This window comes from Tautonia sociabilis (assembly GCF_003977685.1).
GTDB lineage: Bacteria > Planctomycetota > Planctomycetia > Isosphaerales > Isosphaeraceae > Tautonia > Tautonia sociabilis.
In genome coordinates this window covers 1-22,977 of record NZ_RYZH01000008.1, presented here as the reverse complement: position 1 = coordinate 22,977, position 22,977 = coordinate 1, and the positions used below count along the sequence as shown (strand labels likewise).

Sequence of the window (22,977 nt, the reverse complement as noted above, 5' to 3'; positions counted from 1 at the left end):
GACCGGCCTATTGTGCCGGGGGGCGGCGTCGGGGCACAATCGGCCGGGCGTCGCGGGGAGGCGGCGCGTCGCGTCGAATCGGAGGCAGCGATCATGCCCGAGCCGCAGGAGATCCCCGAGACCTTCGGCCCCGAGGCGTTCCGCCTGCTCGCGCGGGAGGTCCTGAAGCTGGGGCTCGATGACGAGCGGCTCGAGGCCCTCCGGCAGGGGGTCAACGGGCTGGTCGCCGAGCTGGAGCCGATGGCCGAGGCCGACCTGTCCGGGGTCGAGCCGGAAACCGCCTTCGCCCTGGATCCGGAGGGCTGGCCGCGATGATCGAGCTGACTCAGACCACCGCCCGGGAGGTCGCCCGCCGGGTGAACGCCGGGGAGCTGAAGGCCGTCGACGTGGCCCACGCGGCGCTGAAGCGGATCGAGGCGCTCGACGGCCGGCTCAACGCCTTCATCACCATTGTCGGCGAGCAGGCGATCCGGGACGCCGAGGCGGTCGACCGGGCGGTTTCCCGAGGCCGGTCGCTGCCGCTGGCCGGGGTGCCGCTGGCGGTCAAGGACGGCTTCTGGACCAAGGGGGTCCGGACGACCAACGGCTCGATGGCGATGATCGACTTCGTGCCCGAGAGCGACGCCGAGGCCGTCGCCCGCCTGCGCCGGGCGGGCTGCGTGCTGGTGGGCAAGGCGTCGATGCACGAGTATGCCTACGGGTTCACCAACGAGAATCCGCACTTCGGCGACGCGGTCAATCCCTGGCTCGCCGGCCGCATTCCCGGCGGCAGCACGGGGGGAGGGGCCATCGCCCTGGCGACGGGCATGGCGCTGGCGGCCGTCGGCGGCGACACGGGGGGATCGATCCGGCAGCCGGCGGCGCTGTGCGGCGTGGTCGGCCTGAAGGTGACGTACGGCCGGGTCAGCCGGCACGGCGGCATCCCGCTGAGCTGGTCGATGGACACCGTCGGGCCGATGGCGCGGTCGGTCGAGGACGCCGCGCTGATGCTCTCCGTCATGGCCGGGCCCGACCCGAAGGACCGCGCCACCGCCCTCTCCCCGGAACTGCCCGAGCCGCTCGTGCCCGAGGGGACGAACCTGGCCGGCGTCCGCGTCGGCGTGCCGGGGGGGCACTTCTTCGACCTGGCCGAGCCGGAGGTGGCCGAGTCGGTCCGGGACGCGATCGAGGTCCTGCGCGGGCTGGGAGCGGCCGTCGTGCCGGTCGACTTTCCGAAGGTCGATCTCGCTCGGGCCGCCCACCGGGCGATCATCTTCGCCGAGGCCGCCTCCGCCCACGAGGACGCCGCCCGCGACCTCGACAACGGCATGAGCGACGACATCCGCCACCTGATCCTCTCCGGCCTGTTCCTCAACGGCGACCAGTACCTCGACGGCCAGCGCGCCCGTCGCGTCGTGATGGCCCAGTACCGCGACCTCTGGCGGTCGTTCGACGTGCTCGCCACGCCGACCAGCCCGCTGACGGCCACGCCGATCGGCCTCCGAGAACTGGCGGTGGACGGAACTCCGGTGCCGCTGGTGTACGTCTATCTCGACCAGACGATGCCATTCAACCTCTCCGGCCAGCCGGCGCTGTCGGTCCCCTGCGGGTTCTCGGCGGCCGGCTTGCCGATCGGCCTGCAACTGGTCGGCCGCCCCTGGGAGGAGCCGCTGCTGCTTCGGGTCGGCGCGGCGTATCAGTCGGCCACGCACTGGATGGAGCGGGTGCCTCCGGGAATCGGGGCGTGAGCGCTCCGGATTGATCGCCGACCGTGATCCCGGAACCGGAAGCCACGAATCGCGGATCATTCCGGGCCGGGTGAGGCGAGGCTCGGGTCGCCCCCCGCGTCGGGGGCCGCTCCCAATGGGGGCGACCCGCCCCCCGCCTCCCGTCGCTCGGAGATGATCCCCCTCGGTCCTCCGCCCTCGGCCACTCGCATTCCGAAGGAGCCCGCCATGTTCGATCTGCCCGCCATCCAGGACGCCCTCCGCCAGACCGGGCTCGACGGCTGGCTTCTCTACGACTTCCGGGGCAGCAACCTGCCGGCCCGTCGGGTGCTGGACCTGGCGGGGAAGCCGGTGACGTCTCGGAGGTTCTTCTACGCGATTCCGAGCGAGGGGCCGCCGAGGAAGCTCGTGCACAAGATCGAGCCGGGGGCGCTGGACCACCTGCCCGGGGAGAAGACGGTCTACCTGCGCTGGCAGGAGCTGGAGGAGGGGGTGCGCGCCCTGATCGGCGGGGCGAAGCGGGTGGCGATGGAATACGCCCCGAACCTGGCCAACCCGTACATCGCCCGGGTCGACGCCGGCGTGGTGGAGTTCGTCCGGTCGCTGGGGGTCGAGGTCGAGTCGTCGGGGGACCTGATCCAGCGGTTCGAGGCCTCGTGGACCGACGAGCAGTGGGCGATGCACCAGGAGGCCACCGAGCACACGACCGAGGCCTTCACCATCGCCTTCGGCCTGATCGCCGAGCGCACCAGCGGCGGCGGCTCGATCCGGGAGACGGAGGTGCAGGCGGTCATCCTCGACCACTTCTCCCGGAACGGCCTGACCACCTCCTCGCCTCCGATCGTCGGCGTCGGCCCGCACAGCGGCGACCCCCACTACGAGCCCAAGGCCGGAGCGGACGCCGAGATCCGGGCCGGCGACTTCGTGCTCATCGACCTCTGGGCCAAGATGGACCGCCCCGGGGCCGTCTACAGCGACCTGACCCGGGTGGGCTTCGTCGGCACCGAGGTCCCGGATCGGTTCGAGTCGGTCTTCCGCGTCGTCGCCCGAGCCCGGGACGCCGCCATCGCCCGGGTCCGGGAGGCGTTCGCCTCGGGCTCCCCGCTGCGGGGCTTCGAGGTCGACGACGCCTGCCGCCAGGTGATCGAGGAGGCCGGCTACGGCCACGCCTTCATCCATCGGACCGGGCATAGCATCGGCGAGGAGGTGCACGGCAACGGCGCCCACATGGACAACCTGGAAACCCACGAGACGAGGCTGGTCCTCCCCCGCACCTGCTTCTCGATCGAGCCGGGCATCTACCTGTCCGAGTTCGGCATCCGCTCCGAGGTCGACGTCTTCGTCGACGCCGGGGGGCAGGTCCACGTCACCGGAGGGCTCCAGACCCGGGTCCTGCCGATCCTCGCCGACCCGGCCGCGTCGGGACGATGACCGGCCGGTGCGCCGCTCGGTGCGCCGCTCGGTGCGCGAAGAGCGATTCGCGTAAGCTCTTGCGCAACAAGAGCTTTTGCTGGAAAAATGGGTTCGTTTCGGTGCGCGGCCGAGTTGCGCGGCGGCGGAGCATCTCCGGGGTCGGAAGACGGGGATCGTGATTGGGAGCGTGCGGTGAAGGGTGGCGTCATGGAGTCACTGATCCCGAAGCTGGGGAGAGAAACGGCGCCGGTCCTCAACCAGGATCATCGGGGGCGGGGCGGGGGACGGTGACTCGGTTTGGCAGGGACGAACCAGGGGGGATCGGCGGTCGCGATCGGAGGTCCCGGAGGCCCGGGAGGTGGAGCCGCTCGGGGGGCCTCCTGGAGGGGGAGCGGCCGGATCGCTCGCTCGGGCCAGCGGCCGGTGATCGGGGAACTCCGGGATCCGATCGAGCGGGCAGGGGGAGGAGAGGGCGGCCGACCTCGGGGGCGAGGGAGGAGCCGGCGGTGCGGTCGACGGCACCGCCGGCTTCCGGGTGTTCGGGGTCCGGCCGTCAGGACCGCGGGTCGTCGTCGTCATTGTCGTCGTCATCATTCGTGTCGCTGTCGGGGACCTTCTTGATGACGAAGAGGTGCTGGGTGGGGCCTTCGGGCTCGAAGTCGTCGGGGTGGGAGGCGTTCTCGGCGAAGTCGTAGATGAGGGTGATGGTGCCGTCCTCGTACTTGCCCAGGCCCTTGGCCTTGGCGCCGACGGCCTCGGCGAACAGGGAGGACTCGGTGATCTCCATGGTGAACTTGACGACGCCCTGGTCGTCCGGCTCGCTGTCGAGGGTGACCTTGATCTCGAACTCCTCGGTGCCGTCGGGGCCGATCAGCGAGAGTTCGCCGTCTTCGAGCTCGACCTTCCGGCCCTTGAGGTCTTCCTCGGGCACCTGCTGGCCGCCGCGCATGCCCTTGATGTAGGAGTAGGTGCCGAGGTATGCGGCCCGCTCGTCCTGGGGGGCGGCCGGGGAGGGGGAGGGGGAAATCAGCAGGGCGAGCAGCCCGGGGGCGATCAGCGGGACGATCATGCGCGTCTCCTTTTGGTGTCGACGACTGTCGGGCGATGGGATCTTGGGGGATGGGATGAGGCGGGCCGGCATCCCGATCCGGCCCGCGGCGATCATACCGGGCCGGGGCGGAGAGAACACCTGGACGTTGGAGGAATTCGGCGAGGGGGAGCGCGGCGAGGGGGCTCTCACGGAGGGGGAGGGGTCGGCGGTCCGGAATCGGGTCGGCCCCACCAGCAGGCGAGGGCGGTGCCGGTGAGCATGCAGCCGAAGGTGTACAGGGCGCAGGGGATGGCCACGGCGGGGCGGTCGGGGAAGAGGGAGAGGGCGATGGTGGTCCCCAGGCCGGCGTTCTGCATGCCGACTTCCAGGGTCAGCGCCCGTCGCATCGCGGTGTCGAGCCGCAGGGCGAGGCCGCCGAGGCTCCCGGCGAGGTAGCCGCCGGCGTTGACCGCGAGCAAGGCGGCGAGCAGCCGGGGGTCGAGCCGAGCCAGGCGGTCTCGGTTGGCGGCCACGACCACGGCGATCACCCAGAGGATCACCAGGTTCGCCGCCGCCGAGGCGATCGGCCCGGCGGCGCGGTCCCACGACGGCAGGGAACGGCTCAGCAGGTGCCCGAGCCCGACCGGCAGCACGACGAAGAGGGCCAGTTGCCGCATCGACTCGACCGCCGGGAAGTGGACCGAGACGCCCCCCAGGGCCAGCCTCAGCGCCAGCGGCACGACCAGCGGAGAGGCCACGGTGGCCGCCGTGGTCAGGCTGACCGAGTAGCTGACGTTCCCCCGGGCCATCAGCGTGAGCACGTTCGACGCCATCGCCCCCGGCACGCAGCCGACCAGGATCAGGCCGACGGTGGCGTCGGGCCCCAGGCCGGCGAGCCGGGCGGCCAGGTAGCCGAGCGTCGGCATCGCCGCGTACTGCACCGCCGTGCCGCCGAGGACCGTCGGCCAGCGTCGGGAGACCTGGGCCAGCTCGTCCCGGGGCAGCCGCCAGCCGATGGCGAACATCGCCGAGGCGATCAGCCCCCAGAGCGCCCCCCGGCTGGCGAGGAACGGGTCGGGAGCGGCCGAGCCGGCCAGCGCCGGCCACGCGAAGGCGAGGCCGGAGAGCGAAAGCAGACCGAGGAGCACGGCGATCGATCGCATGGCCTCGGGCCTCGAAGGGGGGGCGACGGCCTGGCTCCCGGCGGTCGGAGGCGGGGGCTCGGGCCGCGGGATCTTGCCGCTCGGGCCGCCAGGATCGTCCACCCGCGACCGCGATGTTGCCGGATCGCAACGGTGTCGGGGCGGTGGAGTCACGCCGCCGGCGATCTGGCGGATTGGCCCAAGGAGCACCGGCGTCGGTCCCTCGGCGGCGCCGAGCCCGACGCTGACCGCCAGTCGGGGCGATCCTTTGAGTGGGGACGCGATCTCCCGAAATGCTTGACTCCAGGGCGGCGGCCGACCATCGTCGCTGAGGGTCGGTCGCGGCCCCGCTCGTTGACGGTCCTCCGAGAGGCGGGGGACGGCCCCGGGCGCCCGACTCCCGGGGGACGCATCATGGCGATCATTGACATTGAATGCGCTGAGTGCGGCGCCAGCCTGAAGGTTGACGAAGCCCTGCTGGGCTCGACGATGACCTGCCCGGACTGCAAGATGCCGACCTTCGTCGAGCGCGCCGGCGCCTACGACCTGGCCGACGAGCCCCGGCGTCGTCCGGGCCGTTCGTCGTCGTCCTCGTCCTCCTCATCCCCGAGGCCGGAGCCCCCGGAGACGGAAGAGCAGCGCCGGATCCGGGAGCGGATGGAGCGCTGGGCCGGGGACTGCTGACCGGCCTCCTCCCCGGCCCGAGGCACGCTCGGGAGGGGAGGGGCCGAGGCCGCCGTCAGGTCAGGACGGGGAGATGGGCACGGGAGTGCCCTCGTCGTCGATCGTCGTGTAGACGGGCCGGTGGGCGTCTCGCCAGGAGACGACGACGGCGCTGCCGTCCTGGCCGAGGCGGTTGAACTGGAGCAGCAGGCCGCCGAGGATCCGGCGCCGCAGGGGGGCGAACTGCGTGAGCAGCTCGGGAGGGGAAACCTCCGACGGGTCGTGCCCGCCGAGGGGCACCACCGAGTGCGCGTTCGGCGAGCCGTGGACCATGGTCAGGCTCGGCTCGACGTTCCAGACCGAGACGACGCCGGCCTGGGGGCCGACCAGCGGCGTGGTGATCAGGTTCGAGAGCAGGCCGGGGCGGGTGGTCGGGTCGAGGTAGCCGCCGGAGACCTGCACGCCGGCCCAGCGACCGCCGGGGGCGGTGAAGGAGAAGAGCTCCTGCGGCGGCATGCCGTGCGCCACGCCGATCGTGAAGCCGTCGAGCCCGACCACCAGCGGCTCCCGGAACCGGCCGGCGCCGACGGCGAGGTCGTCGTAGTTGTCGCCGTTGTAGTCGGTGCTGGCCACGGTCACGCCGTCGGGGAAGAAGCCGGGCAGGACGCCGGCCAGCTCGCGGACGAGAGAGCCGTCGGGTCGGAAGATGCGGACCAGGCTGCGGCCCGGCGCGACGCGGCCGGCGATGATCTCGGGGAGGCCGTCGTGGTCGATGTCGCCGACGGCCAGGCTCACGCCGGCCAGGGGGCTCTCGGGGAAGGGCCGGAAGCGTCCGATCCGCTCCAGGGTCGTCCCGTCGTAGAGGGTGACGAAGCCGGCCGACCCCCGGCGAGCGGGAGCGGCCACGATGTCGTCGACGAGGTCGCCGTTCAGGTCGCCCACGGCCGTCGCCACGCCCCCCCGCCACGATGGCGGCAGGGGATCGACTCGGCCGATGGGGTTGCCGTCGCCGTCCTGCACGAGCACGCCTCCCCCTTGGCCAAGCCCGGCCCCAATGGCGATCCGGCGCTGCGCCGGGCCGAAGACGGCGAGCACGCCCATCATCATGCCGGCGTCTTCATGCGTCAGGATATGGCAGTGAAAGACATACTTGCCAAAATGCGGCTGCACCCGCCAGCGGATGACCACCTCCCCCTGGGCGGGGATGGTGATCGTGTCTCGCAGCGAGACGTAGGGGTAGGTCCCCTCGGAGTCGGTCGCGGTGTCGACCGGCTGGCCGTTGATGGAGATGACGGCGAAGTCGTTCTGGTGGATGTGGAACGGGTGGTCGACGTTGGAGGTGTTCTTGAGGGTCCACTCCTCGACCTGGCCGGCCTGGATGGTGACGATCGGCGAGTCGGGGAAGGCGAAGCCGTTGATGGTGAAGTTGCCGCCTCCGGAGTGAAAGACGAACTCGCGGCGCTGGTCCGGCTCGGCCGAGTAGACCTCCGGGATTGTGCCGACCGGCTCGAAGACCGGCGGCGGCTCGTCGACCGGTTCTCCCGCGACCACGATCGTCGCCAGGGCGAAGAACTGGTCGAGCGGCTGGATGTTCGGCGCCATGTTGTCGACGATGTAGTACGTGCCCGGTTCGGTCGGGGCCGTCACGGCCATCGTCAGCCGGGCGCCGGGGGCCACGAAGGTGAGGCCCTCGACGAGGTACGGCTCCGGAGGCGAGAGGGTCACGGCGCGGGGGACGAGGTCTCGGCTGTTGCCGTCGTGGGCGATGACCGTCCCCTGCCAGGGGTTTTCGCCGTTGGCGTCGACGACGCCGAGGTTGTAGAAGCCGGTGCGGCCGATCGAGGCGAAGGTCCAGACCTCCGTCTCTCCGGGGCGGAGGGTGAAGGTCGGGTTGAACTGGCCGTTGACCCGCTTCTGCCAGTTTTGGGGGTAGGGGGGCGAGCCGTTGTTGATGTAATTGACATCGTCGGGGGTGCGGTCGCCGGTGGCGGGGTCGACGGTGACGTTGCCCAGGGTGAGGGCGAAGAGGCGCTCGTCGAACTGGCCCCGGTACTGGGGGAAGGGGTCGAGCGGGTCGCCCACCTGGATCAGGCCGGCGAGGCCGCCGTAGACCTGGTCGGCGGTCGAGCCGTGCTGGTGGGTGTGGTACCAGTTGATGCCGTGCTGCTGGGTCTCGGGCAGCTCGATCCGGGTCTGGAAGGTGCCGTCGGGCAGCATGGCGCGGTAGACGTTGTCACCGTTGCCGAGCGGGCTGACGAGGAAGCCGTGCGTGTGGTAGTTGGTCGTGTAGGCGACGGGGTAGGGCGGCGGGTCGTCGGAGGCGCCGTCGAGGTCGTTGCGCAGGGTCAGGTCGAGCGTGTCTCCAGGCTCCATCCGCAGGGTCGGGCCGGGGAACTGGGCGGGCAGCACGGTGCCGTCGGCGGTGGTGAACTGGTAGCCGGCCGCGAAGTTCAGCGCCGCGGGGGGGGCGTAGTCGGGCGGGACCGGCTTGGAATAGATCGGCATGCCTCCCGAGAGGACCGGCTGCCCCGAGCCCGGCTCGCCGGCGCGGAGGATCGTCACGTCGGCGCGGAGCACGCCGTCGACACTGCGGATCACCGGCGCCTCGTGCAGCGGGCCGTCGGAGGCCGAGGGGACGAAGATCGCCAGCACGTGTCTCGGCTCCAGCGCCAGAACCGCCGGCCGGGCCCGGGAAGCGGATCGGGCGCCTGGCCGTCGCCGTCGCGACCGGGCCACCTGGAAGAGGCTCGTCTCGTTCATGGACGCAAGGTTCCGTTGGCTGGGGATTGGTCGGAGAGCTGCCGCCAAAGTATGGATAACCTGACTTTAACATGGCGTCTATCTGCTGGCGGGAAAAACGCGGGTCGGCTCCCGATTGTCCTTCGGCCGGTGGCGATCGGGGGAAGATGGCGGGGCCTCGGGGTAGACGGTCGGCCGGCGGTGCGGGACACTGGCCGGGGAGGGCCGGCGGGGCCCGATCGGCCGCCGGCGCCGGGCTGTTGAGCGTGAGGAGCATCGACCGATGGACTTCAAGGGCGTCCGCATCACCTGGCTGGGCCACTCGACGTTCCTGATCGCTTCCCCCGAGGGGCCGACGCTGCTGGTCGACCCGTTCCTGGCGAACAACCCGAAGTGCCCGAAGTCGTTCCACGATGTGAGCTGCGACGCGATCGCCATCACCCACGGCCACGCCGATCACCTGGCCGACGTTTTCTCGGCGGCGTCGAGGTGTTCGGGGCCGATCGTCGGCATTTACGACCTGACGAGCTGGCTGGGCATCAAGGGGATCGACGGCGACAAGCTCATGGGCATGAACAAAGGAGGAACGGTTCACCTGAACTCGCCGGCCGTCTCGCTGACGATGACCGACGCGAGGCACTCCTCGTCGTGGACCGAGTCCGACGGCTCGATCGTCTCCCTCGGCGAGCCGGCCGGCTATGTGGTGACCTTCTCAACCGGCTTCACGCTGTATCTCGCCGGCGACACCTCCTTGTTCGGCGACATGGCGCTGATCCGAGAGCTGTACGAGCCGGACGCCGCGATTCTCCCCATCGGCGACCGCTTCACGATGGACCCGAAGGCCGCCGCGGTCGCCTGCCGCCTGCTGGGCGTGAAGGCGGCGATCCCGTGCCACTACGGCACCTTCCCGCCGCTGACCGGCACTCCGGAGCGGTTCCGGTCGCACGTGAAGGACCTGGGCCTCTCGACCGAGGTGCTCGTCACCGAGCCGGGAGGGACGTTCTCCTGAGCGGCCGGCCGGCAAGAGCGTCGGCCGGGGAGGCCCGATCGGGCCGATCGCCTCGGGGTCGATCGCTTCTCGATTCCGGGGGGCTCCGGCGGGCACGCCGTCGGCGGCCCCCGGCGACTTCCTTCGGTTGCTGCGCAGAAAGGGCCAATCCCGATGATTGGACGTGACGAGGCGGGGCCGAAGGCGCCCCGGGCCGTCTCCCGACGCGACCTGATCCGAGGGGCCTCGGCCGTGCTGGCCGGCTCGGCCCTCGCGCCGTCCCCGGCGGCGGCCCGGCCGGTCCGGCCGGCGAGGCCGCCGTCTCCCCCGAGGTACTGCCTGAACACGAGCACGATTCGGGGAGCGGACTCCCAGGTCGGTGTGGTCGATCAGATCCGGATCGCGGCCGAGGCCGGGTACGACGCGATCGAGCCCTGGATCCGGGACATCGACCGCTATGTCGAGCAGGGCGGTTCGCTCCGCGACCTCGCCTCCCGGATCCGGGACGCCGGCCTGGCCGTGCCCAGCGCCATCGGCTTCGCCCGCTGGGCCGTCGATGACGACGACGAGCGCGCCGCCGGGCTGGAGGAGGCGAAGCGGACTATGAGCATGCTTGCCGAGCTGGGAGGCACCCGCCTGGCCGCTCCTCCCGTCGGCCTGACCGACCGCAAGTACGGCGACCTGGCCACGCTGGCCGAGCGCTACGCCCGGCTGCTGGAACTCGGCGCCGAGTTTGGCGTCACCCCGCAACTGGAGGTCTGGGGCTTCTCCCAGACGTTCAATCGGCTGGGAGAGGTGGCGTATGTCGCCGTCGAGAGCGGCCGGGCCGACGCCTGCATCCTGCCCGACGTCTACCACCTGTATAAGGGAGGCAACCGCCTGGCCGGCCTCCGCCACCTCAACGGCGCCTCCATCCAGGTCTTCCACCTCAACGACTACCCGGCCGACCCCCCTCGCGAGACGATCACCGACGCCGATCGCGTCTTCCCCGGCGATGGGGTCGCCCCCCTGGGAGAGCTGATGACGATCCTCGATGCCATCGGCTTCGACGGCACCTTCTCGCTCGAGCTGTTCAACCGAGACTACTGGAGTCGAGACCCGCTGGCCGTCGCCCGAGAGGGGCTCCGGAAGATGAAGCGGGCGACCGGGGCCGAGGCGTGATCGCCGACGGCGGCGGGAGGGCTGGAGCGTAGGCCCAGCCGTCGCCGTCTCGGCGGGCATCAACGGTCAACGGTGTGCGACCGCGCTCTTGGCCGAGCGGTCGCGTTCGAGACGTCGGGGCGATTCGGCGTCGGGCGGGGCAGAGGGGCGTCCGTCATGGGGGTGGGGGCTGCGATCGACCGGGAGCCTCGGGCGGAGGGGGGTCAGTCGATCTTCAGGACGATCTTGCCGAACTGGCCGGCCTCTTCCATCCGCCGCAGGGCCGAGACGACCTCGGCCATCGGGAAGGTGCGGTCGACGACGGGGCGGATGCCGCGGTCTTCGACCAGTTCCAGCAGCGCGGCGAACTCCGCCGAGGTGCCCATCGTGGTGCCGAGCAGTTGCAACTGCTTCCAGAAGAGCTTAAACAGGTCGAACGACGGCACCGGGCCGGTGGTGGCGCCGAAGGTGACGAGCCGGCCGCCGGGCCGGAGCAGGTCGACGGCCCGGGCGAAGCTCTCGCCGCCGGCGCTGTCGATCACCGCGTCGGGCGGGCCGGCCAGGTCTCGGAGCGTCTTCGGCCAGTCGGGGTCCTTGTAGTTCACGCCCCCCTCGGCGCCGAGGGCCCGGGCGCGCTGGAGCTTGGAATCGTCTCCCGAGGTGACGAAGACGCGGGCCCCCAGCGCCCGGGCCAGTTGCAGGGCGAGCGTCGCCGTGCCGGCGCCGATGCCAGTGACGAGCACGACCTCGCCTGGCTGGATCCTCGCCTTGGTGACGACGGCGCGGTAGGCCGTCAGACCGGCCAGCGGCAGGGCGGCGGCCTCCTCGAAGTTCATGCCGACCGGCTTGGGCAGGACGTTGGCCGCCGGCACGGCGATCAGCTCGGCGAACGTCCCCTGGTCGGGCATGCCGAGGATGCGGAAGCGCTCCCCCTGGGCGCGTTCGTCCGGCCCCCAGTCGAGCGACGGGTTGATGACCACGTCCTGGCCCACCCTCAGCCCCTCGACCCCCTCGCCCAGCGCCGCCACCTGGCCGGCGCCGTCGGAGCCGAGGATGGCGGGCAGCCGCACGCCGGGGTACTTGTTCCTGGAAATCCAGAGATCCCGATGGTTCAGCGCCGCGGCCCTCAGTCTCACCACGACTTCACCCGGTCCGGCGTCCGGATCCGGCACGTCCTCCAGGCGGAAGTGATCGAGCGAGCCGATCTCGCGCAGGACGATCGCCTTCATCGTGCGGCCTCCCGACGGTGGGTCAAGGGCAGCCCGATCGCCGAATCGGGCCGGAAGTTCCAGCCTACGCCGATCCTTCGGTTCGGCACAAGCATCCGCCCGCGGGTGGCCCGGGCCGGGCTTCCACGGTGGCCCTTGCGCCGATTCCCTGCTATCGTCCCAGCAGACGTCCCAGGGCTCGCCGGCCTTCAGCCGATCCGGGCCGATTCAGTCCGAGCCGATCCGGGAGGGGGAGGGCGCGCATGGCCGCCGAGTCGGGCCCGGCTCCGATCGTGCCGGATCCTCCCGGCGCCGTCGAAGCGCTGGCGGGAGCCGACCGGGCGCTGGCCTCGGGGGCCATCGCCGAGGCGGAGGCGACCTATCGGCGATTGCTCGACGAGGGATATCTCCCCGGGTTGATGGCCTATCGCCTGGGGACGATCGCCGACGCCCTTGGGGACTTCGAGGAGGCGATGCGGCTGCACCGGCTGGCTGTGGTCGCCGACCCGTGCCTGGCCTCCCGGATCGCCCCCGCCGGGGCGCCGCACCGCCTGGCCGTGACCGCCCGCTTTTACGGCGTCGAGCCCGCCGCTGTCTGCCCGGTGTGCGGCGGGCGCGACCGAGAGCCGATGCGCGTGGTCAACTGCCTGGCGAGCGAGGCCGCGCCGCTGGCGATTGACCCGGTGCGCCGCTGGGTCCGCTGCCTGGGCTGCGGGCACGCGATGGCCGACCCGAGGCCCTCGGCCGGGGCGATCGCCGCCGCCCTGGCCGAGCCGCCGCCGCCGCTTTTGGCCTCGTGGGGCTTCGAGACGCTTCGGCTCGCCTCGGAGGTCGTTCTCCGGCTTCGGGAGCATCGCCCTGGTCCCCGGCTGCTCGACGCGGGGGCCGGCCCCGGAGTGATGGCCGGCGCCGCGGTGGAACTGGGCTTCGAGGTCTCGGCGCTGGAGGTCAACCCGGCCTTCGAGCCGAGCATCCGCTCCTTCGGCGCCGAGTTTCTTCTCGGCGACCTGCTCTCGTTTCCCTTCGGCGCCCGCCGCTTCGACGTGGTGCTGCTGGGAGGCCTGCTCGAGCACCTGCCCGATCCGAGGCTTGGCCTGCTCGTCGTCTCCCGGCTGCTGGAGCCCGGCGGCCTCGTCTGGGTGTCGACCCCGAACCGGGAGGGGGCCTGGGCCCGGGCGCTGGGGGCCCGGGACGCGATGTGGCGGGAGGCCAGGCATCTGCATCTCTTCTTAAAATCGGGTCTGCATCGCCTGATGGGTCACTGCGGCCTGGAGCCGATCGACGACCGCCCGTCCGCCCGCCTTGCCGGCCACGGCGAGACGATCGCCCGCCGCGCCGGGGCGGCCGGAACTTGACCCGGAGGGAGAGATCCCCGAGAATCAAAGGCATGTTTGACGTTTTCTCATCGATGATGTTCGACGTCGCCTCGGGGTTGATCGGGACGGGGGTGGTCAGCCTGCTGGTGCTGGTCTGGCGGCGGGTCGACCCGGACGCGGCCCGGCGTTATGTTGGCCGGTTCGGCTGGCCGACGGCGTCGGCGGCGTTCTTCCTGGTGGCGACGAGCGTGGCGGCGGCGCGCGGGGTGTCGGGCTGGTCGGCCGCGGCGCTGGTGCTGGCGCTGGCGATGGCCTCGGGGCTGATGCTGTTCGTGCGCCTGGGGCCGGATCGCGTCCGGGAGATTGGCCACCGTGTCGGCGACGTGCTCTGGCCGGCGCTGGCGGGCCTGCTGTTCCTGGTCTGCCTCCAGTTGCTGCTCGACCGCCGGGGGCCGAGCGATCGGGTGGTGCTGGCCGTCGACCTGGCCGACGACGAGCTGATCGCCTTCAACGACCTGATCCGGTCGCTGGAGCCGAGGCTGGGGGCGCGCATTGTCCTGCGGCCGATCGACTCGGGGCAGCAGTTCGAGCGGCTTTCTCGGATGGTCGGGCGAGGCCGGGTGCAGTGGGACCTGATCGCCTGCGACAACGACCTTGTCGGCGCGATGGACGCCGCCGGGCTGGTGCAGGATCTCGGGCCCGAGTGGGCCCCCCCGCCGACCCTGCTCCCCCCCCTCCACCGCTTGACCGCCCCCGGCGGCGGCCCGGCCCGGTTCGCTCCGCTTCGGGTCGGCGTGCGGCTGGGCTACTTCGACGACCGGCCGTTCCGGGGAGCGCTGCGCCGCAGTCCGCCGGCCGACCTGGAGGAGCTGGTCGAGGTCGCGCGCCGGCTCCGCCTGGAGTACCGGGCCCCCCGCGTTGTTCTGCAGGCCGGAGCGGGGAAGCCGGCGGCCACCACGCTCTGCGAGGTGATCGGCACCGACCCGAGGGCCTGGAACCGGGCCGCGCTCGCCGGGCCGTTCCACGCCCTCCGATCGCTGAAGCCGCTGCTGCACCCCGAGTCGATCGACGCCGGGTTCGACCGGGTCCGCGACCTGCTCGACTGCGAGGAGGTGGACCTCGCCTGCAACTGGACCTCGGGCGATCGCCCCTGGGCCCGGGAGCCCGGCGATCGGAGGCGCCTGCCGGCCGTCTACCCGGGCTGGCAGCGGTTCCACGTGCTCGGGGGAGACGTGCTGGCGATTCCCGTCGAGGCCCCGAACCCCGAGCTGGCCCGCCGGCTCGCCTCCCTGCTGGTCGAGGCCCGCACGCAGCGGGAGCTGGCCGGCTGGCTTCACTGGATCCCCGTGCGGCAAGACGCCTTCGACGGGCTGCCCGACGGGCTCCGCCGCGCCTCCTCGATCGCCCTCGCCTCGGCCGTCCTCCGGCCGGCCGATCCCTTGTGGCCGGACCGGGAGCGGGCCCTCTCCCAGGCGCTCCGCAGCCTGATCGCCGGGGACGAGGAGGTCGACGCGATCCTCGATGCGTTCCTGGGGCGGATCCACCCCGGCCGTCCTGCCCTCTCCCCATCGGAGGCGAGCGTCCGGCCTCCCGCTCCCGACCCAATTTCCCCTCCCGATCGATCTTCGCGAACCTCCGGCGCTCCTCCGTCGTAAGACCGGGATGAAGTCGTCCGCCTCCGGGGCCGATCGTGATTGACGCCCGATCCGGGCTCATCTATGATCCTGATGGAAGCGGACGCCGGAGGCATCAGGCATTTCCGGACTCAGTGTGATGGCGAAGCGACGCCGATGCCGGGTGGGGGTCGTCCTGGGCGTGCTGCTCGGGATGTGCGCCCCTGTCGGCCCTGGCGCCGAAGGCTGCGCGATGCGGGAGGCGGAGTCCTCCAGCGGCCTCGCCGGATCCTCTGCGAGTTCCCCGCGATCCCCTCGTCGCTGCTGCCAGGACGAGTCTCCTCGGCCGGTCCTCTCGGATCGGCCTAAGGAGCCGACACCGGACGGCATGGGGCCGCACTCCTCCTGCCGATCGAGGATCGTGTCCTGCTGTTGCGCCCCCGGGGAGTCGCAGGCGGTCGCCGATCGCTCGCTCCGGCTCGGGGAGACCCGGGCCAAGGCCAAGGCCCGCGTTGCCGAACTGATCGGGCTGGGCCGTTCCCCGTCGGTCCGAGCCGCCTTGCTGGTCCTTGCCGGCCGCGATCGGCCGGCCCCTTCGAAGCTCCCGCTGTATCTCCAGACCGTGCGACTCCGGAATTAGCGGCGATCCCCCCGGCTGTCGCCTGACAGGTCGGCCCGGATCCCCGGGCTTCCGATCGCCGTCCGCGTCCTCACGACGAGGGATCCCGAAGCTCGAGGACGGCTGACGATCGGATCGACGGGGTTGCGGTGAGCCCTCGCCGACGGACCGCTCGCGGGGCGTACCCGGACTCAAGCCGGCGCCGGCTTGAGTCCGGGCCTCGTGCCCGCCGGGCCGCCGGGTCGGCCCGCTCCCCGTCCGCGGTTGACGACCGCGCGATGCCCGCCGTGACCGGAATCGCGTGTCCCTGAGATCCAGTGTTCTGTTCGGAGGATCGAGCGATGAATCGCCTGATGTTCGCCGTTGCGCCAGCCGCCTGGCTGTGCGCCTGTGCCCTCGCCTTCGCTGCCCCCTCGGACCCGGGCGGCGGGGCCGCCTGCCGCTCGGAGGAGAAGACGGCCGAGGCTGTCGAGAAGGCGTGCTGCGCCGCCGAGGCCCGGGTCGAGACCGTCTCGGCCCCCTCGGCCGGGGTGTGCGGCGCCGCCGACGCGGCCCCGGCCGCCGAGGGGGGCGCCGAGGCGACGGCGGCCCCGACAATCGCGGCCGAGTCGCCCTGCTCCTCGGGAGTCAAGGTCGCCGCGGCCCCGGCCGCTCCGGCCTGCTGCTCGGAGGCGAAGGTGGTCGTCCTCCGGGTCGCCTCCGGCAGCGCCTCGCCGACCATTGCCGTCTCGACCACCGTCGCCTCGGCCTGTGCCTCCTGCTCGACGGTGAAGGCGTCGTCGTCGAAGGCAATCGGTAACGGCGCTTGCCGCGGCGCCGAGTGTGCCACCTGCTGCGGTGACGAGTGCGCCACCTGCTGTGGTGACGGGTGCGGCGACTGCTGTGGTGACGGGTGCGGCGACTGCTGTGGTGACGGGTGCGGCGGCTGCTGTGGTAATGGGTGCGGCGACTGCTGTGGTGACGGGTGCGGCGACTGCTGTGGTGATGGGTGCGGCGGCTGCTTTGGTAATGGGTGCGGCGACTGCTGTGGTGACGGGTGCGGCGACTGCTGTGGTGATGGGTGCGGCGACTGCTGCGAGGCCGCCGAGGCGAAGGCGGATCCCGTCGGCGCACAAGGCTCTTGATCGATGAGGATGCGCCTTGATGTTGATTCAAGGCGCCGCGCCGGGATCCGCAAGGCATCCGGGTCGGCTCGCCGCCCCGGGTGCCTTGCGTTGGGGAGGACGGCTCAGGGGGCGTCGCCGACGACGGTGACGGTGATGCGTCGGCGGTGACCGTCGGCGCGGTGCTCCCAGAGGAAGAGGCCCTGCCAGGTGCCGAGGTCGCAGCGGCCGCCGGAGACGGGGACCGAGAGCGACGCCTGGGTGAGAATCGATCGGACGTGGGCCGGCATGTCGTCGGGGCCTTCGAGCGTGTGCCGGAAGAGGGGGTCGCCGTCGGGGACGAGGCGGGCGAAGTAGCGCTCCAGGTCGGAGCGGACGCTCGGATCGGCGTTCTCGCAGATGATCAGCGAGGCGCTTGTGTGGTGGACGAACACCGAGCACAGGCCGACGCCGACGCCGGACGAGGCGACGGCCTGCTGGACCCGGTCGGTGAGCTCGACCGTCCCCCGGCCTCGGGTCGGGATCGTGAACGACTCGGAGTGGACCATTCGGCTCGGGGCTCGGGGCTCGGGGCTCGGGGCTCGGGGTTCGGGGCTCGGGGCCTGGATTGGTTGTGACGGGCCCCCGGCGGTCGGCCGGGGGGGAGGGTGTCGGATCCGAGCCCCCGGATCCCCGAACCGGGCCGATGGGCCGGGTTCGAGGGCGCGGGGGCTTGGACCTGGTCGGGAGCCGTCCTGAAGGGTCAGGGCTGCTGCTCGGTGCCGGGCTCGGCGGGCTCGGGCTCGACCGGGGCGGGCTCCTCGGGGGCGGGCTCCTCGGGGGCGGGCTCGGGCTCGGGGGCGGGCTCGGGCTCGGGGGCGGGCTCGACCGGGGCGGGCTCGGGCTCGGGGGCCGGCTCGGTGGCCTCGGGGCCTTCCATCATCATGCCGCCCTCGGGCTCCAGGTCGGTCGGGGGGAGCGCGTCGGGGGAGGACTCGGGGAGCTCGAGGCTCTCGCCGGTACCGTCGTTGATGTCGTCGGGCTCGCCGCCGCAGCCGACGCCGGCGAGGGCGAGGCAGGCGGCGAGGCTGGTCAGCAGGCCGAGGCGCTTGAGCAGGTCAGACATCGTGGTGCGACTCCTGGGCAGGTCCAGTCGCGTCCGGGTCGGACGCGGGGAGACCGCCGGGGCCCCCGGGCGGTGCCGGGCACCGGGCCTCCGGGCGGTCGTCGGGGCGTCGGGCCGTTCGGCCTCGGCCCCGCTGGCCATCAACCGGTACGCAAATCCCGTCCCCTGGCGTTGGGCGTTTTCCGGCATGGCCCGCCCTCCTCACCCCGGGCCGGCGCCGGAGCGGCGGTCCAGCGCCGGGTCGGCCCCCCAGCCGAGCTTGTTGCGGAGGGTCCGGTAGAAGGAGTGGCCGGGCAGGCGGACCATGGGAAACGGAGACTCGCCGCGGCGGACGGCCACGCGGTCGCCGGGGGTGATCGGCTGCTGGATCTGGCCGTCGACGACGGCCGTGATGGCCTGCCGCTCGGACTGGCGGGGGATGACCTCGTACCACTTGTGCGCCGCGTCGATCAAGGGACGCTGGGTCAGCGTGTGAGCGCAGATCGGGGTGACGACGAACATCTGGGCGTCCGGCGGCAGGATCGGGCCGCCGGCCGAGAGGCTGTGGCCGGTCGAGCCGACCGGAGTGGCCAGGATCAGGCCATCCCCCCGGTAATTGATCACGCTCTCGCCGTCGATCCGAAGCCCCAGCTCGATCAGGTGGAACGGCGGAGCCGCCCGGAGCACCACGTCGTTGAGCCCTCGGTAGGTGGTCGACCGGCCGTCGGGGCTCCGGATGGTGCAATCGAGCGTCATGAGGTTGTCGATTGTGAAGCGGCGGGTGCAGAGGTCGTCCAGGCGGCCGAGGAAATCGGCGGGGGCGAGGTCGGCCAGGAAGCCGAGGCGGCCGAGGTTGACCCCGAGCACGGGGATGGGGCAGTCTCCCATGCGCCGGGCGGTGTGCAGGACGGTGCCGTCGCCGCCGAGCACGAGGGCGACGTCGGCCTCTAGGGAGGTGAGGTCGGAGTCGTCGCCGAGGTCGACGCCGGTGAGCACCAGGCCAGGCCGCCTTCCGATCGCCGTCGCGAGCCGGCTGGCCTCGGCGACGACCTCCGGCTTGGTGCCGTTGCCGAGCACGGCGATCCGCAGGGGGACGGTCGACTCGGTCCGGGAGGCGGGGGGCATGGCGAGTTCTCGGGGGGGGGGGGGGGGGGGGGGGGCGGCTCGGGCGGTCATCGGGGGCGGTCGTCGCCGACGGCGACCGGGCCGGAGACGGGGTTGACGCGGGCCTCGGCCCCACCGGGGAGGGCGACTCGGTAGTCGCTGAAGCGGGGGTCGGGCTCGGGGTAGTCGGTGCTGACATACTGGGCGCCGCTGGCGAGGGCCCGATCCCGACGGGAGGTGTCCCCCGACCGGGCCTGCCGGGTGTCGGCGTCGGCCCGGGTGCGGACGAGGAAGCCGAGACGGACGAGCTCCCGGATCTCGTCGAACTGCCCGATCGGGTCGTTCCGTTTGAACCAGGAGGCGGCCGGGTGGTCGGCCGAGCCGGCGTCGGCGAGCATGAGGCGGCCGGAGAGGGAGGGGTGGCCGTCGAGGTAGCGGTTTCGGATCGCGTCGGTGTTGTCCAGGGCCAGCAGGATCTTGCCCCGGGAGTCGGCCAGGAGGGGCCAGCCTCGGGATCGGATCGCGTCTCGGAGCGTTTCGGCGTCGCCCCGGACGGAGTCGGGGGTGATCAGGTGATCAGAATCGAAGGCGGAGCGGATGACCTGCTCGACGGCCTCGATCGCGTCGTCGTCGATCGGCCTCGGCGGGGTGAGGCCGGGGATGGGGCCGTCCTTCAGCTCGACGAGGATGAGGATGGGGACGTGATCGGGGTGGGCCTCGGACCAGTCCCGGACCTGGCGGAGGGCGTCGGCCAGGGTGGGGGCGGTGGTGCGGTAGTCGATGTCCGGGACGTGCAGCACCTTCGGGCCGGGGGCGTCGAGCACTCCTCCCGCGTTCGGGTCGGGGCCGGGATCCTTGCCGAGGGCGATGAGGGAGTGCCTGGCCATCGGCCTGGCGAAGAGGCCGCCGTCGGGGTCGGCGAAGACGTCGAGCTCGATTTGCCGGATCCGCAACCGGCCGAACTGCTCGGCCAGAGGCGGGTGGGAGTAGTCGAGCCCCTCGGCCCTCCCCGGGCTGGCGGCGTCGATCAGCGCCCTGACGGCCGGCAGGGGGGCGAGGTGGTACGAATTGTGGGTGCCGATGACCTGGAGCTGGTTGATGCGCAGGGTGTCGCCGAGGGCGGGATCGGGGCCGTCGTCGGCCGGGGAGAGGATCGCGAGCGTCAGGGGCAACACCAGCGGCGCGGGGATCATGGCGGGCTCCGGACTCGGGGATCGGTCGGTCTCGCCGATCGCCCGGCCCCGGTCCCCCCGGCCCCGGCGATCGGGCCCGCACATTATAATCGCCCCGAGCAGGGGCGGGCGCGCTGTCGAGAACAGGACGGGTCGGCGGCCGGGCGGTCGAACCCCTCGAAGACGAGCCCGATCCGCCTCCTCGGGTCGACGACCCAGACGAGGCCGACGCCGGCCTCGAAGCAGTGCTCGACCTTCTCCATCAGGCCCTCGGCCCGGTCGGTCTGCCGACCTCGACGGCCCGATCCGGCACGCCCCCCCAGGCGACGTCCTCGTTTCGGGGAGTGTCGCAGTCCGCTGACCGCGACGGCAATCTCTCATAATTGAACAAAAGAATATGTTGGTCAGGTGCACGAGAACAGAGAACAGGGAGTCTTGCTCGGGCGCACGTCACGCTTCTTTGCGACGTGGATGAAGGACGAAATGCGTTACCCCCCCTCCGACTGCTTCGAGACCTTCCCCTTCCCGTCACACGGCGAGACGAGCCCGACGCTCGAAGCCGACGGCCAGACAGACGACGACTTCCGTGCCGAGTTGATGATCCACAAGAACAGGGCATGACCAGGCCCTACAACCGATTCCACGGCCCCGAGGAACACTCGCCCGAGGTCCTCAAGCTCCGCGAGCTGCATTCCAAAATGGACACAGCCGTCCTCGAAGCCATCGGCTGGCACGACCTCGCCGCGTCGGCCGCCTACGAGCTCCTGCTCGACTCCGAGGAGGACGAGGAACCGACCGGCCGCCGGCGCCGCAGGAAGCCCTGGCGCTCCCGCTGGCCCGACGACGTCCGCGACGAAGTTCTCGCCCGCCTGCTCGAACTCAACCGCTGGCGCGCTGAGCAGGAGCGCATGGGCGGTGCCGCCGCCGGAGGGCGGGGCAAGAGGGCCCCTCGATAGAAGAAGTCATCGCCCCCGGCCGACCAGATGGGGATGTTCTCGAAGTGAGAAGGCGACTGCCCGTATCAGACCTCTTTGAGAACGCGGCCGGCGACCCTGTCCGCCCACTCATCGACGGAATCCTTCAAGACAACCTCAACGTCCAGACTGCCAAAGACCTTCTGGGCGTCCTCGAATGCAGGAGTCGGCTCCTCGCCGCGTAGGACCAGGGCGGCGAGCGCCATGTCTCGGTGGCGCTTGCGGACGTCGTCGAAAGCCCAGGCGGTTGCCCTCACGTCCTTCTCCTGGCTCTTGACGTCGGCACCGACGAAGGAAAAGACCTCAGCAGCGACGAAGGGCCTGCCGTTGGCGATGGCGAGAGAGAAGGGGTGCTCCTCGACCTCCCCGGTGATCGCGAAATCACGCCTAACGAGGCGCCGCGCCTCGGGACCGCCTCTCTGGACGAACGCCAGTCGCGCGGCCTCAATGGCGAACTTCTTCATGTGGTGCTTCGTGAAGGGCCGCGTCCCCGTGCGCCGGTCGTTCGCCAGGAATCGATCCTCTGCGTCCCTGAGCAGGGCATCGAGGTCGAGCAGCGATCCCCGAGGGGGCGTCAGTTGAATCAAGCTACTCCACGTCGAGGCCATGTCCCGGATGGTCTGCTCGGTGACGCGACCCTCAGGAACGCTGTCCTGGCAACGGTCGAGGAACTCACGGGCGAAGTTCCTCAGGAAGCCGACGTCCTTGTTGCCGAAGCGCTGCAACCGCCCCCAGTTCTCGATGAAGCGTGCGCGGACCCTCTCGCCGTCGAAGACGATGACGCCGGCGTTGACGCGCTCGTCCGCGACCGGGTCGGGGACGAACTGGATGACGGTGTAGAAGGCGGCCATGATCGTGTCGCCGTCAAGACCGCATGGTCTGACAGCGCTCCCAGAGGTACTGTGCCAGGGAGACCCGCTCGTCATCGCTTACCGATCCCCAGCCTGTTGGCACCGCTCCAATGGCGGACGCGATGATCTGGGGCGTGATCCGCTGCAAGAAGCCCACCGCGCCACAGAGCTCCTTACGCCTCAACCCGCACTGAGTCACGATCACGTCGTCCACGTCGGGATACGAGGCCAAGGCCGAGGCGAGGCTTTCGGCCGACCAAGCGGGTCCTCCTGGGAAGAACGCGTCATGATCGAACGAGTACACCACGTTTGGGGGATTCGTCGCGTAGAAGAACTGCTTCTCCGCGCTGACCATCCACCCGTACAGGACCGAGAGCAACGCGAACCGCGAGCGGTTCTCCGGCAAGTCGACGTACTGGAACCAGAGGCATTCGGTACAGTCGGGGATGAACTTGCTCCCGTGGGCCAGCCCCGGTGCCATGTGCATCATGTCGCGATTGATCTGGATCAGCTCCGGTACGACCTCCACCAGGCCGACGTCGGCGACAGGGGCACCGAGAGCCCGGGCAATTCGACCGACCACCTGATCGTTGAAGGCCGATCGACCGACCTGGGACCCCTTCACGACATAATCGTGCCCATCATCGCAACTGAGTTGCACCGGGCGACATGCGGAATCCCAGGACCGTCGGTACGTCAGCGCTTTGACAACAATCGGCACCTGGGCGCTGGCCTCTTGGATCAAAGTCGCCCATTCCTCGGACTTCATGGTCGGTATCGTCCGGGGACTCCGACTCCGCGTCCACGAACAACGTTCGCAACCTTCTAGTAAACATCGCTCGCCCGTTGCCATCAAGTCAACGATCCGGCTTCCCGGCTGAGGGTGTAGCTCTCGATCCTGGAGGTCGGTCGGATTGCCAACGAGCAGTCGGGGGCGATCGGGGGCGGTGCGATCGAAGGCGGACGGAGGACGTCCCCGAATTGACGGGCCGTTGTCAACAGGATTGGGAATGGGCGGGATCCGGGTGAAGGGATCGCGAGGGGGAGGGGGGAGTTTGGCCTTCAGGGGGGGATCGGGAAGGGGGGAGGTCGTCAGGCCGGCGGGGGGGGGG

Annotated in this window: 23 protein-coding genes; 12 read left to right on the top strand and 11 right to left on the bottom strand. The window is 71.4% G+C overall.

Going from position 1 to position 22,977, the window contains the following annotated elements:
• Positions 1–93: 93 nt before the first annotated feature.
• The 3 genes from TsocGM_RS05785 (at position 94) to TsocGM_RS05775 (ending at position 3,137) form a co-directional block, all read left to right on the top strand.
• Complete coding sequence (locus TsocGM_RS05785; protein ID WP_126724354.1) at positions 94–315, top strand: hypothetical protein; 222 nt, start codon at positions 94–96, stop codon at positions 313–315.
• The gene (locus TsocGM_RS05780) at positions 312–1,727 is read left to right on the top strand and encodes an amidase (protein WP_126724353.1); all 1,416 of its coding nucleotides are present in this window, start codon (positions 312–314) and stop codon (positions 1,725–1,727) included. Before TsocGM_RS05785 ends, TsocGM_RS05780 begins: the two co-directional genes overlap by 4 nt.
• A gap of 207 nt (positions 1,728–1,934) precedes the next feature.
• Positions 1,935–3,137, top strand: coding sequence for a M24 family metallopeptidase (locus TsocGM_RS05775; protein ID WP_126724352.1), 1,203 nt, complete (start codon positions 1,935–1,937; stop codon positions 3,135–3,137).
• 535 nt (positions 3,138–3,672) lie between these two features.
• On the opposite strand, the gene TsocGM_RS05770 is transcribed toward TsocGM_RS05775, so the two are convergent.
• Both TsocGM_RS05770 and TsocGM_RS05765 read right to left on the bottom strand, forming a co-directional pair.
• A complete protein-coding gene (locus TsocGM_RS05770) occupies positions 3,673–4,188 on the bottom strand; it encodes a hypothetical protein (RefSeq protein WP_126724351.1) in 516 nt (171 codons plus the stop codon).
• Positions 4,189–4,355: 167 nt separating this feature from the next.
• Positions 4,356–5,312 carry a bile acid:sodium symporter family protein gene (locus TsocGM_RS05765; RefSeq protein WP_126724350.1) on the bottom strand — a complete coding sequence of 319 codons (957 nt, stop codon included), beginning with the start codon at positions 5,310–5,312 and terminating at the stop codon, positions 4,356–4,358.
• Positions 5,313–5,705: 393 nt separating this feature from the next.
• Here TsocGM_RS05765 and TsocGM_RS05760 point away from each other — a divergent pair, with 393 nt between their 5' ends.
• Entirely contained in the window at positions 5,706–5,975 is a 270-nt protein-coding gene (locus tag TsocGM_RS05760) for a hypothetical protein (RefSeq protein WP_126724349.1), read from the top strand.
• Between the two features lie 60 nt (positions 5,976–6,035).
• On the opposite strand, the gene TsocGM_RS05755 is transcribed toward TsocGM_RS05760, so the two are convergent.
• On the bottom strand, positions 6,036–8,714 hold the full coding sequence (locus TsocGM_RS05755; RefSeq protein ID WP_126724348.1) for a multicopper oxidase domain-containing protein: 2,679 nt from the start codon (positions 8,712–8,714) through the stop codon (positions 6,036–6,038).
• A gap of 262 nt (positions 8,715–8,976) precedes the next feature.
• On the opposite strand from TsocGM_RS05755, the gene TsocGM_RS05750 reads away from it, so the two are divergent.
• Both TsocGM_RS05750 and TsocGM_RS05745 read left to right on the top strand, forming a co-directional pair.
• Entirely contained in the window at positions 8,977–9,702 is a 726-nt protein-coding gene (locus tag TsocGM_RS05750) for a metal-dependent hydrolase (RefSeq protein WP_126724347.1), read from the top strand.
• Between the two features lie 153 nt (positions 9,703–9,855).
• Positions 9,856–10,842: a sugar phosphate isomerase/epimerase family protein gene (locus TsocGM_RS05745; RefSeq protein WP_126724346.1), complete on the top strand. Its 987-nt coding sequence runs from the start codon at positions 9,856–9,858 to the stop codon at positions 10,840–10,842.
• A gap of 203 nt (positions 10,843–11,045) precedes the next feature.
• On the opposite strand, the gene TsocGM_RS05740 is transcribed toward TsocGM_RS05745, so the two are convergent.
• A complete protein-coding gene (locus TsocGM_RS05740; protein ID WP_126724345.1) occupies positions 11,046–12,050 on the bottom strand; it encodes a zinc-binding dehydrogenase in 1,005 nt (334 codons plus the stop codon).
• 242 nt (positions 12,051–12,292) lie between these two features.
• Between TsocGM_RS05740 and TsocGM_RS05735 the strand changes: the two genes are divergently transcribed.
• The 4 genes from TsocGM_RS05735 (at position 12,293) to TsocGM_RS05715 (ending at position 16,701) form a co-directional block, all read left to right on the top strand.
• Positions 12,293–13,384, top strand: a complete 1,092-nt coding sequence (locus TsocGM_RS05735; RefSeq protein WP_126724344.1) for a class I SAM-dependent methyltransferase — start codon at positions 12,293–12,295, stop codon at positions 13,382–13,384.
• Positions 13,385–13,416: 32 nt separating this feature from the next.
• Positions 13,417–15,000 carry an extracellular solute-binding protein gene (locus TsocGM_RS05725; RefSeq protein ID WP_158633394.1) on the top strand — a complete coding sequence of 528 codons (1,584 nt, stop codon included), beginning with the start codon at positions 13,417–13,419 and terminating at the stop codon, positions 14,998–15,000.
• A 379-nt stretch (positions 15,001–15,379) separates the two neighbouring features.
• Positions 15,380–15,598: a hypothetical protein gene (locus TsocGM_RS05720; RefSeq protein ID WP_126724342.1), complete on the top strand. Its 219-nt coding sequence runs from the start codon at positions 15,380–15,382 to the stop codon at positions 15,596–15,598.
• A 320-nt stretch (positions 15,599–15,918) separates the two neighbouring features.
• Positions 15,919–16,701 carry a hypothetical protein gene (locus TsocGM_RS05715; RefSeq protein WP_126724341.1) on the top strand — a complete coding sequence of 261 codons (783 nt, stop codon included), beginning with the start codon at positions 15,919–15,921 and terminating at the stop codon, positions 16,699–16,701.
• Positions 16,702–16,805: 104 nt separating this feature from the next.
• Here TsocGM_RS05715 and TsocGM_RS05710 read toward each other — a convergent pair whose 3' ends face one another.
• The 5 genes from TsocGM_RS05710 to TsocGM_RS25835 form a co-directional block, all read right to left on the bottom strand.
• Positions 16,806–17,228, bottom strand: a complete 423-nt coding sequence (locus TsocGM_RS05710) for a secondary thiamine-phosphate synthase enzyme YjbQ (RefSeq protein ID WP_126724340.1) — start codon at positions 17,226–17,228, stop codon at positions 16,806–16,808.
• A gap of 194 nt (positions 17,229–17,422) precedes the next feature.
• Positions 17,423–17,785, bottom strand: a complete 363-nt coding sequence (locus TsocGM_RS25840) for a hypothetical protein (RefSeq protein WP_158633393.1) — start codon at positions 17,783–17,785, stop codon at positions 17,423–17,425.
• Between the two features lie 201 nt (positions 17,786–17,986).
• A complete protein-coding gene (locus TsocGM_RS05700) occupies positions 17,987–18,940 on the bottom strand; it encodes an NAD(+)/NADH kinase (protein ID WP_233578397.1) in 954 nt (317 codons plus the stop codon).
• Complete coding sequence (locus TsocGM_RS05695) at positions 18,937–20,061, bottom strand: phosphatidylinositol-specific phospholipase C1-like protein (protein ID WP_126724339.1); 1,125 nt, start codon at positions 20,059–20,061, stop codon at positions 18,937–18,939. Before TsocGM_RS05695 ends, TsocGM_RS05700 begins: the two co-directional genes overlap by 4 nt.
• Before the next feature lie 83 nt (positions 20,062–20,144).
• Positions 20,145–20,303: a hypothetical protein gene (locus TsocGM_RS25835; protein ID WP_158633392.1), complete on the bottom strand. Its 159-nt coding sequence runs from the start codon at positions 20,301–20,303 to the stop codon at positions 20,145–20,147.
• Positions 20,304–20,523: 220 nt separating this feature from the next.
• Here TsocGM_RS25835 and TsocGM_RS25830 point away from each other — a divergent pair, with 220 nt between their 5' ends.
• Entirely contained in the window at positions 20,524–20,661 is a 138-nt protein-coding gene (locus tag TsocGM_RS25830; RefSeq protein ID WP_158633391.1) for a hypothetical protein, read from the top strand.
• Entirely contained in the window at positions 20,658–20,996 is a 339-nt protein-coding gene (locus TsocGM_RS05690; protein WP_126724338.1) for a hypothetical protein, read from the top strand. The genes TsocGM_RS25830 and TsocGM_RS05690 overlap by 4 nt, the downstream gene beginning before the upstream one ends.
• 65 nt (positions 20,997–21,061) lie before the next feature.
• On the opposite strand, the gene TsocGM_RS05685 is transcribed toward TsocGM_RS05690, so the two are convergent.
• Positions 21,062–21,865 (bottom strand): DUF3037 domain-containing protein, encoded by an 804-nt coding sequence (locus tag TsocGM_RS05685; protein ID WP_158633390.1) that lies wholly within the window; start codon positions 21,863–21,865, stop codon positions 21,062–21,064.
• Between the two features lie 13 nt (positions 21,866–21,878).
• Complete coding sequence (locus tag TsocGM_RS05680; protein WP_315850367.1) at positions 21,879–22,634, bottom strand: HipA family kinase; 756 nt, start codon at positions 22,632–22,634, stop codon at positions 21,879–21,881.
• Between the last annotated feature and the right edge of the window lie 343 nt (positions 22,635–22,977).

What these genes read in the sequence shown, in the direction of transcription:
- TsocGM_RS05785 (WP_126724354.1), top strand. Translation starts at nt 94, where the DNA reads ATGCCCGAGCCGCAGGAGATCCCCGAGACCTTCGGCCCCGAGGCGTTC.
- TsocGM_RS05780 (WP_126724353.1), top strand. Translation starts at nt 312, where the DNA reads ATGATCGAGCTGACTCAGACCACCGCCCGGGAGGTCGCCCGCCGGGTG.
- TsocGM_RS05775 (WP_126724352.1), top strand. Translation starts at nt 1,935, where the DNA reads ATGTTCGATCTGCCCGCCATCCAGGACGCCCTCCGCCAGACCGGGCTC.
- TsocGM_RS05770 (WP_126724351.1), bottom strand. Translation starts at nt 4,188, where the DNA reads ATGATCGTCCCGCTGATCGCCCCCGGGCTGCTCGCCCTGCTGATTTCC.
- TsocGM_RS05765 (WP_126724350.1), bottom strand. Translation starts at nt 5,312, where the DNA reads ATGCGATCGATCGCCGTGCTCCTCGGTCTGCTTTCGCTCTCCGGCCTC.
- TsocGM_RS05760 (WP_126724349.1), top strand. Translation starts at nt 5,706, where the DNA reads ATGGCGATCATTGACATTGAATGCGCTGAGTGCGGCGCCAGCCTGAAG.
- TsocGM_RS05755 (WP_126724348.1), bottom strand. Translation starts at nt 8,714, where the DNA reads ATGAACGAGACGAGCCTCTTCCAGGTGGCCCGGTCGCGACGGCGACGG.
- TsocGM_RS05750 (WP_126724347.1), top strand. Translation starts at nt 8,977, where the DNA reads ATGGACTTCAAGGGCGTCCGCATCACCTGGCTGGGCCACTCGACGTTC.
- TsocGM_RS05745 (WP_126724346.1), top strand. Translation starts at nt 9,856, where the DNA reads ATGATTGGACGTGACGAGGCGGGGCCGAAGGCGCCCCGGGCCGTCTCC.
- TsocGM_RS05740 (WP_126724345.1), bottom strand. Translation starts at nt 12,050, where the DNA reads ATGAAGGCGATCGTCCTGCGCGAGATCGGCTCGCTCGATCACTTCCGC.
- TsocGM_RS05735 (WP_126724344.1), top strand. Translation starts at nt 12,293, where the DNA reads ATGGCCGCCGAGTCGGGCCCGGCTCCGATCGTGCCGGATCCTCCCGGC.
- TsocGM_RS05725 (WP_158633394.1), top strand. Translation starts at nt 13,417, where the DNA reads ATGTTTGACGTTTTCTCATCGATGATGTTCGACGTCGCCTCGGGGTTG.
- TsocGM_RS05715 (WP_126724341.1), top strand. Translation starts at nt 15,919, where the DNA reads ATGAATCGCCTGATGTTCGCCGTTGCGCCAGCCGCCTGGCTGTGCGCC.
- TsocGM_RS05710 (WP_126724340.1), bottom strand. Translation starts at nt 17,228, where the DNA reads ATGGTCCACTCCGAGTCGTTCACGATCCCGACCCGAGGCCGGGGGACG.
- TsocGM_RS25840 (WP_158633393.1), bottom strand. Translation starts at nt 17,785, where the DNA reads ATGTCTGACCTGCTCAAGCGCCTCGGCCTGCTGACCAGCCTCGCCGCC.
- TsocGM_RS05700 (WP_233578397.1), bottom strand. Translation starts at nt 18,940, where the DNA reads ATGACCGCCCGAGCCGCCCCCCCCCCCCCCCCCCCCCCCCGAGAACTC.
- TsocGM_RS05695 (WP_126724339.1), bottom strand. Translation starts at nt 20,061, where the DNA reads ATGATCCCCGCGCCGCTGGTGTTGCCCCTGACGCTCGCGATCCTCTCC.
- TsocGM_RS25835 (WP_158633392.1), bottom strand. Translation starts at nt 20,303, where the DNA reads ATGGAGAAGGTCGAGCACTGCTTCGAGGCCGGCGTCGGCCTCGTCTGG.
- TsocGM_RS25830 (WP_158633391.1), top strand. Translation starts at nt 20,524, where the DNA reads ATGCGTTACCCCCCCTCCGACTGCTTCGAGACCTTCCCCTTCCCGTCA.
- TsocGM_RS05690 (WP_126724338.1), top strand. Translation starts at nt 20,658, where the DNA reads ATGACCAGGCCCTACAACCGATTCCACGGCCCCGAGGAACACTCGCCC.
- TsocGM_RS05685 (WP_158633390.1), bottom strand. Translation starts at nt 21,865, where the DNA reads ATGGCCGCCTTCTACACCGTCATCCAGTTCGTCCCCGACCCGGTCGCG.
- TsocGM_RS05680 (WP_315850367.1), bottom strand. Translation starts at nt 22,634, where the DNA reads ATGAAGTCCGAGGAATGGGCGACTTTGATCCAAGAGGCCAGCGCCCAG.